The 15,328-nt window shown below is 71.2% G+C and carries 16 protein-coding genes; 4 read left to right on the top strand and 12 right to left on the bottom strand.

All coding sequences use genetic code 11. The annotated features are described in order from the left end of the window. Positions 1 to 51 precede the first annotated feature (51 nt). Positions 52 to 684, bottom strand: a complete 633-nt coding sequence (gfcR, locus tag AC4NMM_RS07940) for a transcriptional regulator GfcR (RefSeq protein ID WP_096393209.1) — start codon at positions 682 to 684, stop codon at positions 52 to 54. Further along, complete coding sequence (locus tag AC4NMM_RS07945; protein ID WP_491924025.1) at positions 671 to 1,741, bottom strand: glucose 1-dehydrogenase; 1,071 nt, start codon at positions 1,739 to 1,741, stop codon at positions 671 to 673. Before AC4NMM_RS07945 ends, gfcR begins: the two co-directional genes overlap by 14 nt. Positions 1,742 to 1,846: 105 nt before the next feature. Here AC4NMM_RS07945 and AC4NMM_RS07950 point away from each other — a divergent pair, with 105 nt between their 5' ends. From AC4NMM_RS07950 to AC4NMM_RS07965, 4 genes are all read left to right on the top strand, one after another. Continuing rightward, positions 1,847 to 2,626, top strand: coding sequence for an NRDE family protein (locus AC4NMM_RS07950; protein ID WP_491924026.1), 780 nt, complete (start codon positions 1,847 to 1,849; stop codon positions 2,624 to 2,626). Between the two features lie 94 nt (positions 2,627 to 2,720). Further along, the gene (locus tag AC4NMM_RS07955; protein ID WP_491924027.1) at positions 2,721 to 3,605 is read left to right on the top strand and encodes a metallophosphoesterase family protein; all 885 of its coding nucleotides are present in this window, start codon (positions 2,721 to 2,723) and stop codon (positions 3,603 to 3,605) included. Between the two features lie 72 nt (positions 3,606 to 3,677). Next, the gene (locus tag AC4NMM_RS07960) at positions 3,678 to 4,031 is read left to right on the top strand and encodes a helix-turn-helix transcriptional regulator (protein WP_004598213.1); all 354 of its coding nucleotides are present in this window, start codon (positions 3,678 to 3,680) and stop codon (positions 4,029 to 4,031) included. A gap of 48 nt (positions 4,032 to 4,079) precedes the next feature. Further along, positions 4,080 to 4,436, top strand: a complete 357-nt coding sequence (locus AC4NMM_RS07965) for a hypothetical protein (protein ID WP_491924028.1) — start codon at positions 4,080 to 4,082, stop codon at positions 4,434 to 4,436. Between the two features lie 25 nt (positions 4,437 to 4,461). Here AC4NMM_RS07965 and AC4NMM_RS07970 read toward each other — a convergent pair whose 3' ends face one another. The 10 genes from AC4NMM_RS07970 to coaBC form a co-directional block, all read right to left on the bottom strand. Continuing rightward, positions 4,462 to 6,240, bottom strand: coding sequence for a Na(+)/H(+) antiporter subunit D (locus tag AC4NMM_RS07970; RefSeq protein WP_491924029.1), 1,779 nt, complete (start codon positions 6,238 to 6,240; stop codon positions 4,462 to 4,464). Beyond that, the gene (locus AC4NMM_RS07975) at positions 6,237 to 8,357 is read right to left on the bottom strand and encodes a proton-conducting transporter transmembrane domain-containing protein (protein ID WP_096393203.1); all 2,121 of its coding nucleotides are present in this window, start codon (positions 8,355 to 8,357) and stop codon (positions 6,237 to 6,239) included. The genes AC4NMM_RS07970 and AC4NMM_RS07975 overlap by 4 nt, the downstream gene beginning before the upstream one ends. Continuing rightward, complete coding sequence (locus AC4NMM_RS07980; RefSeq protein ID WP_491924030.1) at positions 8,354 to 10,060, bottom strand: proton-conducting transporter transmembrane domain-containing protein; 1,707 nt, start codon at positions 10,058 to 10,060, stop codon at positions 8,354 to 8,356. The genes AC4NMM_RS07975 and AC4NMM_RS07980 overlap by 4 nt, the downstream gene beginning before the upstream one ends. After that, positions 10,053 to 10,631, bottom strand: coding sequence for a cation:proton antiporter subunit C (locus AC4NMM_RS07985; protein ID WP_491924031.1), 579 nt, complete (start codon positions 10,629 to 10,631; stop codon positions 10,053 to 10,055). Before AC4NMM_RS07985 ends, AC4NMM_RS07980 begins: the two co-directional genes overlap by 8 nt. Next, the gene (locus AC4NMM_RS07990) at positions 10,631 to 11,440 is read right to left on the bottom strand and encodes an MnhB domain-containing protein (protein WP_491924032.1); all 810 of its coding nucleotides are present in this window, start codon (positions 11,438 to 11,440) and stop codon (positions 10,631 to 10,633) included. Before AC4NMM_RS07990 ends, AC4NMM_RS07985 begins: the two co-directional genes overlap by 1 nt. Continuing rightward, complete coding sequence (locus AC4NMM_RS07995) at positions 11,437 to 12,027, bottom strand: DUF4040 domain-containing protein (RefSeq protein ID WP_491924033.1); 591 nt, start codon at positions 12,025 to 12,027, stop codon at positions 11,437 to 11,439. Before AC4NMM_RS07995 ends, AC4NMM_RS07990 begins: the two co-directional genes overlap by 4 nt. Then, a complete protein-coding gene (gene mnhG, locus AC4NMM_RS08000) occupies positions 12,024 to 12,356 on the bottom strand; it encodes a monovalent cation/H(+) antiporter subunit G (RefSeq protein ID WP_096393198.1) in 333 nt (110 codons plus the stop codon). The genes AC4NMM_RS07995 and mnhG overlap by 4 nt, the downstream gene beginning before the upstream one ends. Next, a complete protein-coding gene (locus AC4NMM_RS08005) occupies positions 12,353 to 12,658 on the bottom strand; it encodes a cation:proton antiporter (RefSeq protein ID WP_004598222.1) in 306 nt (101 codons plus the stop codon). Before AC4NMM_RS08005 ends, mnhG begins: the two co-directional genes overlap by 4 nt. Beyond that, positions 12,655 to 13,896 carry a monovalent cation/H+ antiporter subunit E gene (locus AC4NMM_RS08010; RefSeq protein WP_491924034.1) on the bottom strand — a complete coding sequence of 414 codons (1,242 nt, stop codon included), beginning with the start codon at positions 13,894 to 13,896 and terminating at the stop codon, positions 12,655 to 12,657. The genes AC4NMM_RS08005 and AC4NMM_RS08010 overlap by 4 nt, the downstream gene beginning before the upstream one ends. A gap of 218 nt (positions 13,897 to 14,114) precedes the next feature. Beyond that, positions 14,115 to 15,284, bottom strand: coding sequence for a bifunctional phosphopantothenoylcysteine decarboxylase/phosphopantothenate--cysteine ligase CoaBC (gene coaBC / locus AC4NMM_RS08015; protein ID WP_096393196.1), 1,170 nt, complete (start codon positions 15,282 to 15,284; stop codon positions 14,115 to 14,117). Positions 15,285 to 15,328 lie beyond the last annotated feature (44 nt).

The raw sequence follows: 15,328 nt of genomic DNA on the forward strand, positions 1-15,328 counted from the left end.
GTCGCTCTGTAAGCCGATGTTTATAAGTGAATTCCAGAACTCGTCGCGACCCTACTCGTCGCGGTCGACGCGGACGACGTCGACGAGCGAGTAGACGGGGACGCCGTCGATGTCGTCGTACCCCATCTTGTCGACGAGGACGACGCACGCGACCGGCTCGCCGCCCTGCTCGCGGATCGCGTCGATCGACTCCCGCATCGTCGTCCCCGAGGTGATGATGTCGTCGACGACGTAGCAGTCGCGGTTCCGGATCGCGGCGAAGTTCCGCGAGAAGCCGCCGCCGTGCTCGTCGATGTCTCCCTCTTCCCACTGGTGTTTCGCGGGCGCGTACGTGCCGAGGTCGGTGTCGAGCCGGTCGGCGACGGCGGTCGCGAGCGGCGCGCCCGCCTTCTCGACGCCGACGGTCAGGTCCACTTCCTCGCCCTGCTTGGCGAGCAGGTCCGCCATCGCGCTCGCCGCGTAGCCGAGGCGGGTCGAGTCGCGCCCGAGCGCCGACCAGTCGACGTGGATGTCGGCGGAGGCGGTCGCGTCGGCCGCCTCCGCGCTCTCCGCCCCGCCGCCGCGCTCGACCAGCCAGCTCGCCGTCTCGCGGGAGACGTTCAGCTCGTCCGCGATTTCGCCCTTCGAGAGCCCCCGCTCCGCGAGCTCTGCCGCGCTGTCGATGAGGTCGTCAACGTTCTTCATATGCGCCGAATTCGACCGCCGTTTTAATAGTCGTGTCGTCATCCGCGAACGCGGCCTCGAACTCGTCGAGCCCGTGGATTCCCGTCACGAGATCGTCTAGGAACGCGTCCGAGAGCCCCGAGAGCGACTCGACGGCCGACTCGAAGTGGCCGTAGCCGGAGTTGACGCTGCCGACGAGCGCCTTGTTGTGGAGGACGAACTCCCGGTGGAGCCGCCCGCCGTCGACCTCGAACTCCCAGTCGCCCGGAACGCCGAGCAGCGCGCCGACGCCGTTGGGCGCGAGCGCCTCGATCGTCTCGAAGGCGTGGGGCGCGTAGCCGGTCGCCTCGAAGACGAAGTCCATCGGCTCGTACGCCTCCGGGACCTCGGGGATCGACGTCTCGTTGGAGTTCACGTACGTCGCCCCCAGCGACTCGATGATCTCGATCGTCGGGTCGGGGCGCTCGCGGCGCCCGAGACAGTAGATCCGGTCGAACTCCTCGCCGAGGGTCGCGACCGTCAGCAGCCCGAGCGACCCGTTGCCCAACACCAGCGCCGACTCGGGCTCCCAGTTGAACGCCGACCGGCTGGCGTACGCGTGCTCGATCGCCTTCTCCGCGATCGAGATCGGCTCGACGAGGAACCCCCACTCCGCGAGCGCCGGCGGAATCTCGACGAGGAACTCCGCCGGGCTGGTGAAGTACTCGGCCATGAAGCCGTGCGCGCCGACGATGCCGCGCTCGTGGTACTCGCCGTCCGGCGCCATGTCCGGCTCGCCGCGCGCGAAGTACTCGTTGGCGCCGTTGGGCGGGCGGCGCACCGTCGGGACGACGACGTCGCCGGCCTCGAACGGCGTGTCGTTCGGGTCCTCGACCACGCCGACGGCCTCGTGGCCGAGCACGAGGTGGTCCTCGCCCGCGGGAGACCCTCCGTGACCGCCGGCGATGACCTCGTGGTCGGTCCCGTCCACGCCGACCCGCAGGGTCCGGACCAGCGCCTCGCCGGGCGCGGGCTCCGGTCGCGGCTTCGCTGTCACGACCGGTTCGTCGGCTCCCTCGTAGACGGCAATCGCGTTCATATCCGGACCAAAGCGGCCAGTCACCAAAAGATTTCTTTTATTGTGAGTAAACACGTGCGGCGGATCCCCCGTGGAGTTTTCAGTCGCTCGGGCGTATCTGCGGGCGTGTGTACTCTGACCCTCGCGTGGCGGGCGTTCGGCGACGCCCCCGTCGCGCTCGCGGCCACCCGCGACGAGGCCCTTGACCGCCCGAGCGAACCGCCGGCGCTCCGAACGGCCGACGGCGACGGAGTCCGGTACGTCGCCCCGCGCGACGCCGAGGCCGGCGGGACGTGGATCGGCCTCTCCGAGCGCGGCCTCGTCGTCGCCGTCACGAACCGGTGGCTCGACGCCGACCGCGAGGGCGAGCGCTCGCGGGGGCTGCTCGTCCGCGACTGCCTGACGGCCGCCTCCGCCGAGGATGCGGTGCGAGCGGTCGAGCGCGAGCTCGACGAGCGCGCGTACGACGGCTTCAACCTCGTCCTCGCGGACGACCGCGCGGCGTTCCTGCTGACGTACGACGGCGGCCTCGTCGTGACCCGACTCGACCCGGGCGTCCACGTCGTCGGCAACGTCGGCGGCGTGGTCAACGGCGCGGAGCGGTTCGCGGTCCCCGAGCGGCGGGGGGAGTTCGGTGAGGAGCGCGCCGACAGCGCCAGGCGGGTCGCGGCCGCGCTCGTCCCGGAGCCGGGCGAGTCGGGCTCGTCGTGGCTCGACCGCGCGAGCGGCGTCCTCGCGGACCACGAGTACGGCGCCTGCCTCCACGGCGAGGCCTTCGGAACCCGGTCGTTCACCCGGATCCGGACCGGCTCGGACCCCGAGATGGCGTACGCCGACGGCCCGCCCTGCGAGACGCCCGCGGAACCGGTGTCGCTCCCCGAGAACTTCGCGGTCGGCGGGACCTAACGGGTCGGACGCGGTCGCGTCCCGGTCGGTCCGCCGTGCGCCGCGGTACCAAGTCGTCCGGAACGTTTTCACCCCGGACGCGAACGAGGAGACGATGCGGCTCCTCGTCTGCGGCGACCTCCACCTGAAGCCCGCGGCCGGCGACTACGACCTCGACGCGGTGTCGCCGCCCGAGGACGTCGACGCCGCCCTGGTCGTCGGCGATCTCACGCACCGCGCGGGCGACGACGACGCCGACTTGGCGCGTCGGTTCGTCGAGCGGCTCGCCCCGGACGTTCCGGTCGTCTACGTGCCGGGTAACCACGACCCCGCGCCGATGCCGGCCGAGGTGGTGGCGCCCGTCTCCGGGGCCACCGCGGAACACCTGAGCGCCCGGACGCTCGGGGACCTCGCTGTCGTCGGCTGGGGCTGCGAGCGCCGGTCGCTCACCCCGCCGCTTCCGCAGACCGAGTTCGACGCGCTCGACCCCCGGTCGGTCCCCCACGAGGACCGCCGCTACGAAGCCGACCGGATCGCCGAGGACCTGCTCGACGCGTGTCACCGCGTCGTCAGCGGGTCCGCGTCCGTCCGGGAGGCCGCAGCGTCGCTGGGGATCGCGGACGACGAGGCGGCCGCGTTCCACCGGGGCGTCGAGGCGATCGAGGCGACGTACGAGCGGCTGTCGGAGCGCCTGCGCGGTCGCTCCGACGCGCTGCTCGCGACCCACCAACCGCCGTTCGGCGCGTCGTTCGACCGCCACCACGCGGTCGGCACGCGCGAGACGGACCGGGAGCACCTCCACACCGGGTCGATCGCGCTCGCCCTCGCAATCCGAGACTACGACGTGTTCGCCGCGTTCAGCGGCCACTCGCACGAGCTCGGATACGACGCCGGCGAGGCGGCAGACGGCCGGCCGCACCTGCTCAATCTCGGCTTCCGCGGCGTCGGGGTCGTGACGGTCGCTCCGGCTCGCGGGGAGTTCGCGTTCACTCGCCGGTGAGACGACGACCGCGCGGCGCGAAGCGTCCGACCGGAAAGCCAGTTTTAAGCGATTCGGGAGGCGTGAGAGAGTATGAGCGCGTCCGAAATCGAGTCCGACCTGTCGGCGGACGAGCGCGCCGGCCTCGAACTCATCCGCGAGACCGGCGGCATCCACCAGAGCGACTTCTGGAAGGAACTCGACGTCTCCTCGCGGAAGGGGAGCCGCATCGCCGAGTCGTTGGAGGAGGCCGGGGTCATCCAGCGAGAAGACACCGTCTACGACGGCCACAACACCTACTACTTAGAGCCCGCGCCGCGCGACCTCGACTTCTCGCTGCTTATGGCCGACGACATGCTCTCGCCGTTCATCGGCGAGGAGGAGGTCGACGCGCAGGCCGACGCCTTCTCGCAGTGGATGATGAACCTCGCGTACGAGGAGTACTGAGCGGCGACCGTCGCGGCTTTTATCAGTTTTCTCGCGGATCAGGCGTTCGTGAACCGAGCCCTCCCGATCGCGGCCGGCGTCGGTCTCCTCGCCGCGCTGGGCGTCTACCAGCTCGTCCCGTACCTCCCGACCGCCCTCGGCACGGCGGCCGTCTACGCCGGGGCCGCCTACTTCCACCTCGCGTTCGACGTGTCCCTGCTCGCGGAAGCTCCCCGGTTCGAGGACCGGACCGACCGGATCGGGTACGGACTGGGCCTCTTCGGCCTGAGCGTCACGCCGCTTCTGTTCGGCCACTACGCCGGCGGAGACGCCGCGGTCTTCGCCTTCGTGGTCGCGTTCTTCGGGGCAGTCGCCTTCCTCACGCTCAGCGAGCAGGCGCGGCGACAAGGCGACGAGGCGGTGTGAGCGGGCGAGGCAGTAGCGCCGCCCCTCAGATCAGCAGGACGGCGAACAGCGCGGTTCCGGCCGCGAGCGTCAGGAACAGCACGCTCCGGCCGATACCGGCGCGGATCTCGACGTCGATCCCGACGCGCGAGAGCGCCTCCCGCGGGTCGCTCGCCGTCCGCATCATCGCGCCCGCGATCGCCATCGTCGCGCGGTCGACGGCGGCCCACAGCTCCGTGACGCCCCACACTGAGCCCCGCCCGAGGTAGAACGCCGCCGGGAAGAGGACGGCGTCGACGTCGGGCATCCGATGAGCGAGCCAGCCGAGCGGGCGCTTCAGCGCGAAGAACCCGGCGAAGCCGGCGACCAGCAGCGCCGCGCTCTCGGTCAGGTGGCTCCGACTGTACGGCTTGAAGTACACCTCGTCGCTGAGGATGAGGTCAGTGAACGGCATCAGCTCGATCAGCTGGGTGTAGAAGACGCCGAAGAAGACGCACGCGCCCGCGGCCAGCAGCATCCCCGCGGTCTGGAACGGCGTCGCGTCGTCCGGCGACAGCGTCGCCGAGCCGTGGAAGAACACGTAGTAGCCGAGCTTGATGAACGACATGAACGTCCCCACGCCGCCGAGGACGAGCAGCCACCAGAGCAGTCCGCTGTCTAAGAGCAGGACGTAGTTATGAATCTCGTGGGCGGAGTCGAGCACCATCCCCTTCGAGATGAACCCGTTGAACCCCGGCACCGCCGTAATCGAGGCCGCGCCGACGAGGTAGACGAGGAAGGTGACCGGCATCACGCGCCAGAGCCCGCCCATCTCGCGGATGTCCTCGACGCCGGTCCGGTACACCACGACGCCGACTGCCATGAACAGGAGGCTCTTGTAGAGGACGTTGTTGAACAGGTGCGCGAAGCCGCCGACGACGGCGAACTCGCCGACCGCCGTGGCGAGGCCGAACCCGGCGAGCATGTAGCCGAGCTGGGCCTGGATGTGGTACGACAGCAGCCGCCGCGGGTCGTACTGGAGCAGCGCGAAGAACGCGCCGTAGACGGCCATGAACCCGCCGAGGTAGGCGAGCCACATGCCGCCCTCGGGGAACGCGCGGTACATCACGTAGGCGGCGGTCTTCGTCGTGAACACCGAGAGGAACACCGACGCCGCGACGTGCGGGCGCGGGTAGGTGTCCGGCAGCCAGCTGTGCAGGAAGATGAACCCGCAGTTGATCCCGATGCCGACCGCCGCGAGCACCGTCGCGGCCGGGTCGATCCCGTTCGTCGCCGAGAACAGGAACGTGCCGGCGTTCGCGAAGTGAACCACCACGGCGGCGAGCAGGATGGTTCCGCCGGTGCCGTGGAACAGCGCGTAGCGGTAGCCCGCCCGCACCGCCTCGCCGCCGTGCTGCCAGACGAGCAGCGTCGAGGTGACCGCCGTCAGCTCCCAGAAGAAGACCAGCGTGAGCCAGTCGCCGGCGTAGATCGTTCCGAAGGTCGTGGCGACGTACAGCAGCGCGAACGCGGTCACCCACGTCGGCGCCTCGCTGCCGTAGGCGTACAGCACTGCGGCCGTCGCGAGGAAGCCGACGACGACCCCCATCAGCAGGGAGAACTGGTCGACGTTGAAGAACACCACGTCGAACCCGAGGAACGTCGTCGCGAGGTGCGCGCCCGTGCCGCCGTCGCCGAGCAGCACCGCCTGCGCGAACGTGAACGCCGTCGCCAGCGCGGCGACCGCGTGGCCCGACCGCCGCGGCAGCGCAAGCACCGCGAGCGCCGCGAACGCGAGCAGGACGTACGGCGGAAGCGAAGTCAGGAGCTCGGTCGACATAGTCACGGCCGAACCACCCCCTCGGGGAGCCGCGTGTCGACGATGAGCTCGATCAGCTCCAGGAAGCCCATCTCGTAGGGGATCACGCCGAGCAGCACCGCGAGCGTCATCGCGGCGAGGATCGGCCCGAGCGTGAACCACGTCGACTCGCGCCCGCGGAGCGCGTCGAGCCCCGCGATGTGCTCCCAGCCGCCCGCCGGCGGCCCGCCGTGGTGGTCGTCGTCGTGCGTGTCCGCGTCGTGCCCGCCGTGCGGCTCGTCGTCGTGGTCGCCGTGCGGGTCGTCGGGGCCGCGGCTCGACTCGGTCGGCTCCGGGGGGGCCTCGTCGGCGTCGGCGGTCTCCGCGTCGTCGGCCGCCTCGCCGCGCCCGGGACCGAACGGCACGTCCGCGTCGGAGGGGCGCTGGTCGACCGCGTAGTCGCCCGTGTCGACGCGCTCGGCCGGCTCCGAGAAGTCGCGCTCGCTCGCCGCGAAGTCCGGCCGGACGACGCCCTCCTCGTCGGTCGGGAGGTCGTCGAGATCGGCGTCGGGCACCTCGGACTCGTCGACGCCTTCGGCGGCGTCGGGCGTGGAGTCGTCGCCATCGCCCGCGTCCGCGACGATGTCGTCGACGTCCTCGCTGTCGTCACGGTTGTCGTCTTCACCATCGCCCGCGCGGCCCCCGTCTGTCGCCGCGGCGATCGACCGCGACTCGCCGCCGAGCGGGAAGTCGACGAGGGGTTTCGCGTCGTGGGCGTCCTCCGCCTCGAAGAAGGCGGTGTAGATCACGGGCCAGAAGTACGCGATGTTGAGCACGCCGGAGAGCAGCAGCGCGCCGGCGAGGTAGTACGCGACCGGGGTGAAGTTCATCCCCATCCGCACCCCGCCGATCAGCATGTAGTACTTGCTGACGAAACCGGCGAGCAGCGGTATCCCGGCCATCCCCAGCGAGGCTATCGTGAACGCCCCCATCGTCAGCGGCATCCGCTTGCCGATCCCGGCCATCTGCGAGATGTAGTCGGTGTGGGTCGACACGTGGATGTTGCCCGCACAGAAGAACAGGGTGAGCTTCATGAACGCGTGCGCCGGGATGTGAAGCAGCGCGCCCACGAGCCCGTACCAGCCGAAGAGGCCGAGCCCGAGGATGATGTAGCTCAGCTGGCTGATCGTCGAGTAGGCGAGCCGGCGCTTCAGGTGGTCCTTCCGCAGGGCAATGAGGGAGGCCGCGGTGAGCGTGATCGCCCCGATGGTCGAGAGGACGAGCCCGGCAGAGAACCCGAACGGCAGCGAGAGGTTGTAGACGAGCTCGGGCCCGAACACGTCGAGGACGACCCGGGCGACGCCGAACGCGCCCGACTTGACGACCGCGACCGCGTGGAGCAGCCCGGAGACCGGCGTCGGCGCCACCATCGCCTCGGGGAGCCACCGGTGGAGCGGCATGATCCCCGCCTTCACGCCGAACCCGATCGCGAGCAGGAAGAAGGCGAGCATCGCGAGCCCGGGGTCGGCGTTCGCGAGCTCCGCGATGCCGCCCGCGGTGAAGTCGACGGAGCCGGCGATCAGGTAGACGAGCGCGGTGCCGGCGAGGACGAGCACGCCGCCCCCGAACATCGTGTACGCGAGGTACTTTCGGCCGGCCGAGCGCGCCTCGGCCGTCTCGTCGTGCGCGACGAGCGGGTACGTGGCGATCGACAGCAGCTCGTAGAAGACGAAGATCGTCACGAGGTTGCCGGCGAACGCGATCCCCATCGTCGCGGCGAGCGACACCGCGAACGCTGCGAAGTACCGGGTCTGGTTCGGCTCGTCGAGCCCGCGCATGTAGCCGATGCTGTAGAAAGAGGTGATTATCCACAGCCCGCTCGCGAGGAACGCGAACAGCATGCCGAGCGCGTCCGCGCGGAGCGCGAACTCGATCGGCGCGCCGATGCCCGGGAGGAACGCTCCGGCCGACCACTCGAACACCGCGCCGTCGAGGACCGCCGGCAGCATCGACGCGACGATGCCGAACTTCGCGAGCGAGGCGACGAGCGTCCACCCCTCGCGGACGTTCGGCGAGCGGTACGACGCGACGATGAGGAACGCCGCGACGAACGAGACGAGGACCGCCAGTAGGGGTCGTGGGTCTGAGAGTACAGCGTCAGTCATGCGAAGGCCTCCGTGAGGAACGGGCCGAACCACTCCGCGAGCGCGAAGCCGCCGAAGCCGAGCGCGACGGTCGCCACCACCGCCAGTCCGAGCGCGAGCAGCGGCGCGGTCGGCACCCGGTCGGGGACGAGCGACGACCGCGGCGCGCCCTCGACGGGCGCGGGGAGGCCGTCGGCGGTCTTCGCGGGGGACGACTCTCCGCCGCCGGCCGTGGCGGCGTCGGCGCCGTCGGTCGCCGCGTGGTCATTTCCGCGGCCACCGTCGGTCGCCGCGTGGTCATTTCCGCGGCCACCGTCGGTCGCCGCCCCTTCGCCCGCGCCGTCACCGCCGTCTCCGGCCGGCTCGCCGTGATCGCCGGGCAGCCCGGCCCCGCCGAAGTAGAACCGCTCCAACAGCCGCGCGACGTACGACAGCGTGAACAGCGTGCTGACGAATATCGCCCCCGCGACCGCGATCCCGACCGCGCCGCCGCCGACGAGGCCGGCGTCGACCGCGCCGACGCCGATGTACCACTTTCCGAGGAAGCCGATCGAGGGCGGGATCCCGACGAGCCCGAGGCCGAGGACGGCGAGCGCGCCGGACGTGTACGGGGCCGCGCGCGCGGCGCTCGCCAGGTCCTCCATCCGCCGGGTGCCGTAGCCGAGCGCGAGCAGGCCGATCCCGAGGAACAGGCCGAACTTCATGATTCCGTGGCCGATCAGGTGGACGATCCCGCCGAGCAGGGCCGTCTCGTTCGCCAGCGCGACGGCCGCGCCGATCATCCCGAACTGCGCGACCGAGGAGTACGCGAACATCCGCTTGAGGTCCGACTGCATCGCGGCGAGCGCGGAGCCCGCGACGATCGAAACGGTCGAGACGACGAGCAGCGCGGTGGCGATCCCCTCGTTGGCCGCGAGGAAGTCGACCGTGAACACGGTGTACGTCACGCGGATCAGCGCGTAGGCGCTCGTCGTCGAGACCAGCGCCGCGACGATCGTCGTGACCGAGTCCGGCGCGCGCTGGTAGGCGTCGGGCTGCCAGGAGTGGACCGGGAAGATGGCGATCTTCAGCGCCAGCCCGGTCACGATGAACGCGTAGCTCGCGCGGACGAGCGGGTCGCCGTAGCCGGCCTGCGCGACGATCTGCTCTTGGACGGCGATCATGTTCAGCGTCCCCGTCGCGAGGAAGACGTAGCCGACGCCGAGCAGGTACAGCGAGGCGCCGACGGTGCCGACGACGAGGTACTTCAGCGAGGCGTACGCGCTCGCGCCCGACCGGTCCGCGGCGATGAGCGCGTACGTCGTCAGCCCGGTGATCTCTAAGAAGACGAACAGGTTGAACAGGTCCCCGGTGAGCACCATCCCCACGAGGCCGCCGACCAGCAGGAGGTAGGCGCTGTAGAAGGGGTTCCCCCGCGGGCCGGCGACCCGCGCGAACGCGAGCGTCGCGACCGACACCGCGGCGACGAGCAGCAGCACCGCCACCGACAGCCGGTCGGCGACGAGTTCGATCCCCACCGGCGGGAGGAAGCCCCCGAGCGCGTGGTCGAACGGGCCGTTGACGACCACCTCCGCCGCGATCGCGGCCGCGATTCCGGCCACGGCCGTCGTGCCGACCGCGGCGATCGGCCAGCCGACCCGGTCGTACCGGAGCCCGAGCGCCAGCGGCAGCGTCGCCGCCACGATGGGGACGACGACCGCGAGCGGCAGGAGGACGTCAATCATCCGTCTCACCCCCCGTCTCGGGTGCGCCCGACGCATCGTCGGCGGCGGGCGCCCCGTCGGCGGCCGGCGCACCGTCGACGCCTGCCGCCCCGTCGGTGCCCGACGCGTCCGGCGACCGGCGCGACGGGATCGACCCCTCGTCGCGGAGCAGTTCGCGGAGCGTGTCGGTGCGCAGCGTGCCGTACTCGTCGTAGATCCGGATGCACAGCGCGAGCGCGACCGCGGTGAGGCTCACGCCGACGACGATGGCGGTGAGCACGAGGACGTGCGGCAGCGGGCTCACGTAGAGCCCGCCCTCCGGACCGCCGGTCGGGACGATCGGGATCGATCCGCCCTCGACGTACGCCGAGGCGATGAACAGCAGGAAGATCGCCGTCTGGAACAGGTTGAGTCCGATGATCTTCTTCACGAGGTTCGGGTTCGCGATCATCATGTACAGGCCGATGCACAGCAGCAGCGCGAACGCGACGTACGCGTGTCTCGTCGTGAGGATGTCGACGGCGCTGGCGGTAGCGGCGAGCGCCGAGACGGCGGTTCCGGCGAGGTCGACCGTACCGAGGGGAGCGGACACTACCGCTCACCCCCGTCGGTCGCGGCCGGACCGGACGCTCCCGGGTCCGACCGACCGTCGTCGGCCGAGTCGGAAGCGCCGTCCGCCGCGTCGTCGCCGGCGGTCGATTCGTCGGCTCCGTCGGGGCCCTCGCCGACCTCGTCGTCGAACGCGTCCGCGTCGGCGAACCCGCCCGCGTCGCTGAACCCCTTCGCGAGGACGAAGAACAGCCCGATGAGGACGCCGGCGACGATGGTGCCGATCCCGAGGATCTCGACGCCCTCCATCCCGTACTTCACGGGGTCGGGGATCGGGAGCAGCTCGTACTGGAGGAACGCGCCGCCGAGCGCGACCGGGACCAGCCCGATGCCGGCGAACACGAGCGCGCCGCCGACCGCGAGCGCGACGACGACGGTGTTCGCGAGCCACTGCCGGGTCGCCTCGATGCCGAACGCGAACGCGATCATGAACACGACCGCGGCCACGATGGCGCCGCCCTGGAACCCGCCGCCGGGCGAGCCGGCGCCGTGGAAGGTGACGAACAGCCCGTAGGTGAACGCGAACGGCGCGACGATCTTCACCGTCGGCATGATCACCTGACTCTCCGTGTACGGGGTCCCCTGTCGGCGCTCCGAGTCGAGGCGGCCGTCGCTGCGCGGCGGCCGGTCACGGCCGAACCCGCCGCCGGAGGCGAACTCGGAACCGGCGGCGTCGCTGGTTCCTGCGGCGTCGGTATCGGCGGCATCGCCGGCTTCTGCGGCGTCGGCGTCGGCAGCGGCGCCTGTGTCGGAACCGGTGCCGGCGTCGACGCCGGAGTCTGTGCCGCTCATGCGAACACCTCCCTGTGGAGGACGATGAGGGCGGCGATCCCGGCCGCGAACACGACGACCGCCTCGCCGAACGTGTCGAACCCGCGGAACGCCGCTAACACGGCCATCACCGTGTTCTCGACGCCCGTCTCCGCGTACGTCTCCGCGATGTACCACTGGGTCACGTCCGGGTTCGACCAGATCGGCGCGTCCCGAGAGCCCACCGCAGGAATGTCGCCCATCGTGAGCATGAGGCCGGCGAACAGCAGACCGGCCGCGCCGGCCGCGGGCAGGTTCACCGACTCGAAGGCGGCCTCGTGGTCGAGGCGGGTCGTCTTCGCGAGCGTCAACAGCAGCAGCACGGTCGTGACGCCGGCGGAGATGGCGGCCTCCGTCATCGCCACGTCCGGCGCGCGGTAGAACGTGTACAGCGCTGCCATCCCGAGGCTGTACGCGCCGAAGATGATCACCGCCGCGAGCACGTCGCGCGCTAAGGCCGTGAACAGCGCGGTCAGCACGACGAAGGCGAACAGGCTCGCCTCGACGGCGGTGATCTGCGCGACCACCGGCGCGCCGAGGAGGGCGGCCGACGCGAGCGCGCCCGTCATCGGCGGTCGTCCCCCTCGATCCACGGCACGGTTCCCTCTTCGAAGGCGGCCCGGGCGATGGCGTGGGCCGCGGTCGGGTTCGTCACGAAGATGAAGAACAGCAGGAGCACCGACTTGAAGCCGGACCCCGCCAGCCCGACGGTGAGCGCGACGGCCGCGAGGCCGAACCCCGCGCCGAGCGTGTCGGCCTGCGAGGCGGTGTGCGCCCGCGAGTAGACGTCCGGCAGCCGGAGGACGCCCACCATCGAGACGAACGAGAAGAACAGCCCGAGCAGCGTGAGCGCGACCACGAGCCACACGCGAGCCGTCTCCACGGGGGCGGCGGTCACAGCACGCCACCCCGCTCGACGGTGAACTTCGAGATGGCGATGGCCATCAGGAAGTTCAGCAGCGCGTACACTAAGGCGATGTCGAGGAACGTCGGCTCGCCGAGCGCCGCGCCGAGGATGGCGAGGATGACGACGGTGTTCGTCCCGAGGACGTTCACCGCCAGCACCCGGTCTTGCATCGTCGGCCCGACAACCGCGCGGTAGAGCATCCCGACCGCGAGGACGGCGAAGCCGGCGGCCGCGACGAGCAGGAAGTCGCCGAGCGTGTAGCCGGCCGCGAGCGAGGCGTCCACGAGGCTCATCGGTCGGTCACCTCGTCCGCGTCGGTCGGGTCGTCGGTCGGCTCGGCATCGCCGCCCGGACCGTCACTCGACTCGGCCTCGCCGCCCGATCCCGGGTCGCCCCCGTCGGCGGCGGCAATCGGCAGCTCCTCGGTTGCGTCGGGACCCTGAAGGATCGCGACGTCGTCGCGCTCGCGTGGGGACGGAAGCCGGGCCGCTCGGCGGCCGTAGTAGACGAAGCGCGTCCACCGTTCGAGGGGGCCGTCGAACAGCCCCTCGCGGGCCCACGGGACGAGCGAGTGGACGTAGAGGTCGCTGTCGCGGGCGCGGACGGTGAGCGTCCCGGGCGTCAGCGTGATCGAGTTCGCGAGCGTCATCAGCGGGAGCCCGCTCCCGACGATCACGCGCATCCGGTTCAGCGTCGGGTCGATCGGGAGCCGCGGGTCGAGGATGACCCGGGCGACGACGAGGTTCGCCTTCACGATCTCGAACAGCAGCACGGGGACGTAAATCACGCCGCGAACGATCCGCATCGGGGTCCGCGGGAACGCCGGGTTCGAGTCGAGGCTCACCCGCGAGAGGGTGATCGAGACGACCGCGGCGGTCGCGACGCCCGTCACGGCGTCGAACCAGTAGGTCGGGTCGCCCAACAGGAGATAGAAGGCCAGCGAGAGCCCGAACAGCGCCACGAACCGCCCGGTCGTGGCCTCGGTTCGGAACCGCTCCCGGCGCGTCGGTCGGTCGACCGGCGCGGTCTCGACCGACAGCGGCGTGTTCGAGAGCGCGAACTCCAGCGGCTGGAGAAGCGTCGTGTTCCCCACCGGGGTGTACTCGGGGTCCAAGACGACGCGGTCGGCGCCGTTGTCCTCGGCGTACTCCGCGAGGACGCGGACGTAGTCGTCGGCGCCGAACAGGTAGCCGTCGGCCCCGAGCACCGCCGTGACGACCTCGACGTCCGGGGCGGCGGTCTCCTCGGAGTCCTCCAAGTCGGCTCTCGCCCACGCCGCCGCGCGTTCGAGCACGCGCTCGGCGGCGGCGGCCCGTTCGTCGCTCTCGGGGTCCCCGTTCCGCCACGAGGCGATCTCGACGAGGTGGACCGCGGACGCGCCGTCGGCCGCGGCGGCCTCCGCGACGTGGGCGATCGTCGAGCGCAGCGTGGAGCTCGGCTCGACCGGAACGATGACCGCGCCCGCACCGGAACCGACCGTCGCCTCCGCGTCGGGAGCGGAGTCGCCGGCGGGCGGATCGGTGTCAGCCACCCACCACACCTCCCACGGGGTCGTGCGTGACCGTCTCGTTACACATGAATGGTTCTACCCGAGTGGTTACTCTACCGCCCCAAAACAGTTTGTATCCGCGGTAACCCTGCCGGGGCCGGGCGATACCGTCCGCACGGTTCGCGGTCGTCGCGGGGCGGCACGGAAGCGTCGAAGGGGCGGCGCGGAAGCGTCGCGGAGGCGATCGCTCCGGCCGCCCCTCACCCCGACGCGTCGAGCGCCGCCGCGAGCCGGTCGGCGATGCGGCCGGCGACCGCGTCCTTCGAGCCGGCGGCCTCCTCCGGGTCGGTCCCGTCCTCGCCGACCAGCAGGACGCGCGTCTCGTCGCCGCCCATCACGCTCGCGTCGTTCGCGACGACGAACGCCAGCCCGACCCGGTCGCGGATGCGCTCCGCCTCGGAGACCATCGCCGCGTCGTCGCCCGACGTCTCGGCTTTGAACCCGACGATCGGGAGGTCCGGGTACGCCTCGCGCACCGAGTCGATGAGCTTCGGCGTCGGCTCCAACTCGACCGACAGCGGCGACCCCGACCGGATCTTCTCGTCGACCGCGTCGGCGGTGAAGTCGGAGATGGCGGCCGCCGACACCAGCGCATCCGCGGTCGCCGCGGTCCGCCGACAGGCCGCCATCATCTCGTCGGCCGTCTCCACGGCGACCACGTCGGCGTACGGGACCTCGGGGCCGTCCTGAACGAGCGTCACCCGGGCGCCGCGGACGTAGCACGCCCGCGCCACCGCCCGGCCCGTCTTCCCCGACGCGCGGTTCGTCAAGATCCGGATCGGGTCGATCCGCTCCTTCGTCGCGCCGGCGGTGACGACGACGTGCGTCCCGGCGAGCGTCTGCGGCGTCGTCGCGCGGGCGACCTCGGTGACGATGTCCCCTTCGGCCGCGATCTTCGCCTTGCCCTCCTCGATCCGCGGGTCGGCGAAGCGCACGCCCCACGACTCCAGTTTGTCGAGCGCGTCCAGAACGCCCGGGTGATCGTACATCGGCTCGTGCATCGCGGGCGCCATCACGACCGGCACGTCCGCGCCCAAGGCCGTCGTCGCGCAGGTCGTCACGGGCGTGTCGTCGACCGCGGCCGCGACCTTCCCGGCGGTGTTCGCGGTCGCCGGAGCCAACAGCAGCACGTCCGCCCACCCCTCGCGGCCGCAGAGCTCCACGTGTTCCACGCTCCCGGTGATCTCGGTGACGACGGGCTCGTCGGTCGCGAAGTCGACCGCCCACGGGTGAATAATATTCGTCGCCGCCGGGGACATGACGGCGCGCACGCTCGCGCCGTGCCGGCGCAGTTCGTGCGCGAGTTCGACGACCTTCACCGCCGCGATGCTCCCCGAGACGCCGAGCGCGACGTTGACCCCGTCCAGCATTACCGAGACCGTTCCGCGCCCGACGGCTTATAAGATGTCGTTGC

Source organism: Halorubrum sp. SD41 (genome assembly GCF_058630335.1).